General features: G+C 74.5%; 1 protein-coding gene. It reads right to left on the bottom strand.

All coding sequences use genetic code 11. The features are described from left to right. The coding region (locus tag MFF42_RS16565; protein WP_238256730.1) for an SDR family NAD(P)-dependent oxidoreductase at positions 1 to 2,851 on the bottom strand (2,851 nt) is incomplete at both ends.

Genomic DNA, 2,851 nt, shown 5'->3' with positions numbered 1-2,851 from the left:
CGATCACCGCCTCCAGCGTCTTCGTCTCGATCGCCGAGATCAGCCCGTCCTGCAGCACCATGGCGCCGTGGATCACGCCCGCGAGGCGCTGCCCCCCGGTTTCGATGCCGTCGATCAGCGATTCGACCGCGCGGCGGCTGGTGATGTCGCAGGCTTTCGTCTCGACCCGCACGCCCTGCTTGGCGAGGTCGGCGATGGCCGCGCGGCCCTCCTCGTTCGGCTTGCCGGAGCGGCCGACGAGCACGATGCGCTTCGCGCCGCGGTCGGCGAGCCAGCGCGCCGCCTCGATGCCGAAGCCGCCGAGGCCGCCGGTGACGAGATGGACGCCCTTGTCGCTGACCGCGAAGGCGTTGCGCCGCACCCGCGCCACGGAGCCGGGGGCGGGCGGCGTGACGACGATCTTACCGACATGCCCCGATTGCTGCATGAGGCGGAAGGCGTCGGAGGTCTCGTCGGCGGCGAACGGCTGGTAGGGCAGGGGCCGCAGGCCCCCCTCCGCGAAGAGCGCCATCACCTCGCGGAACATCCGCGCGCCGTCCTCGCCCTGGTGCTGGAGCACCTGATCGAGATCGACGCCGAAATAGGAGAGGTTCCGGCGGAACGGCCGCAGGCCGATATGGGTGTTGGCGACGTAGTCGCGCTTGCCCAGCTCCACGAAGCGCCCGAACGGCCGCAGGCAGTTGAGCGAGCGCTCCATCATCTCGCCGAACAGCGAGTTGAGCACCACGTCGACGCCGTCGCCGGTGATGCGGCGGACGTCGTCCACGAAGGCGAGCGAGCGCGAATCGAGCACGTGCTCGGCCCCGAGCGCGGCGACCAGCGCACGCTTCTCCCGCGAGCCGGCGGTGGCGATGACCCGCGCGCCCTTCCACTTGGCGATCTGGAGCGCGGCGAGCCCGACGCCGCCGGCGCCGCCATGGACCAGCAGCCACTCGCCCTTGCGCAGGCGGGCGCAGGTGCAGAGCGCGTAGTAGGCGGTGAGGAAGGCGACCGGCACGGTCGCCGCCGCCGCCGGATCGAGCCCGGCCGGCATCGGCGCCACGACCATCTCCGGCACCACCACGTGGGTGGCGAAGCCCGACTGGGCGAAGGCGACGACCGCGTCGCCCACCGCGAAATCGACCACGCCGGCGCCGATGGCGGTGACGCGGCCGGAGACTTCGAGGCCGAGGCGGGGGCCGGCGAAGCCGTCCTCCAGGATCTCCTCCGGGAGCATGGAGAGCGCCCAGAGCACGTCGCGGAAGTTCAGGCCGGTGGCCGCCACCGCGATCTCGACCTCGCCGGGACCGGGGGCGGCGCGCTCGGCCGGACCCCAGACCATCTCGTTGAGGCCGCCGGTGTTGGACCGCTCCAGCCGGGCGGCCGGAGCCGCCTCGCCGGCCGCGTTCGCGGCGCGGCCGGGATGGAAGCGCACGACGCGGGTGGCGTCGGCGTCGAGCACGATCTCGGTCTCGTCGGTGCCCGACAGGATGAGCGCCCGCAGCCGCTCGGCGGCGTCCTTCGAGGACAGGGCCGGGGCGAGGTCGATCCGGCGCACGTCGAGGTTCGATGCCTCGTTGGCGAGCGTCCGGCTGAAGGCCCAGACGCCGGCCTCGACCGCGGCCGCCTCGCCGCCCGCGTCGCGGGTGGCGCCGGGGGCGACCACCCAGAGACGGGTCTGGCGGCTGCCGAGATGCTCGGCGCAGCGCTTCAGGCTGAGGCAGCGGTCGCGCAGGCGCCTCGCCGCCTCGCCCTCGCCGGCGAAGGCGCCGGCCAGGAACACCACGGTGTCCGGGGTCTCGCGCTCGAGTTCCCTGAGCGACTGCTCGGAATCGAGGATGATCGAGACGTGGACGCCGCTCGCCACCAGCAGGGTCGCCAGCGAGGAGGCGGTCTCGGCGCCGAACTCGTCGTCGGAGCCGACGACGAAGGCGAAGCTCTGGCCGTGGCCGACCGCCGGGCGCACCGGAGCCTCGGCCACCAGCAGCAGGTCGTCGCCGTTGGCGGAGACCGCGCGGTCGGCGGAGACGCGCACGAGGCCCGAGGCGCTCAGGATGCGCTGCCAGCCCGTCACGTCGTCGAGGCGGGAGAGCGGCATGCCCGCGACCGCCTCCTCGAACCAGTCCGGCGCGAGGCCGAAGACGAGGTCGCGGAACAGCGAGGCGCCGGGCTCGACCGCGACCAGCAGCCCGCCCGAGGCAAGGGCGGCGGCGAGCTGTCCCGGAAGGGCCTTGTCGGAGCGGTGCAGCACGTCGCTCGCCAGCACGAGGTCGAAGGCGCCGGCCGGCAGGGCGTCGGCGGCCTCGGCCACGGTGACCGAGCCCGGCAGGCCGAGGCGGGCGCGCTCGGCCAGCCGCCGGTCGGTTTCCAGCACGGTCAGGCGGGCGTCGACCTCGCGGGCGAGCGCGGCGGCGCGGGCCGAGAGCGGGCCGAAGCCGACCTGAAGGATGCGCAGCGCCCGGTCGGACGGCAGCCGCTCGCGGCTCTCCGCCACGATCTTTGCCACGACCTCGGCGGCGGCCCGCGCCGTGGCGCCGCGCAGGTGGAAGGCGTCGAGCGCCGCCGGGGGCAGGCTCGCCGCGCTCACCGCCTCGCCGGCCACGATGCGCCCGACGAGGGCGGTGGTGTCGGCCAGCAGCACCAGTTCGGCGGCCAGTTCGGGATGGTCGGCCGCGATCCAGCGCATGGTCTCTTCGGGCGCCGGCAGGGTCACGTCCCGGCGCAGGCGCCAGATGCCCTTGTCCAGCGTCGCGAGGCCGCTGCTCTCGAGCGCGTAGAGGGCGTTGGTCGCCCAAGGACGCAGCGCCGCGGGCAGGCGGGTGTCGAGGGTCACCTTGCCCTTCTCGGACAGGCCCTCGGCCAGCCGGTAGGC

Origin of the sequence: Methylorubrum podarium (genome assembly GCF_022179745.1) — a bacterium.
Classification (GTDB): domain Bacteria; phylum Pseudomonadota; class Alphaproteobacteria; order Rhizobiales; family Beijerinckiaceae; genus Methylobacterium; species Methylobacterium podarium.
The sequence above is the reverse complement of the archived record's forward strand: the minus strand, read 5'-3'. Positions and strand labels throughout refer to the sequence as shown.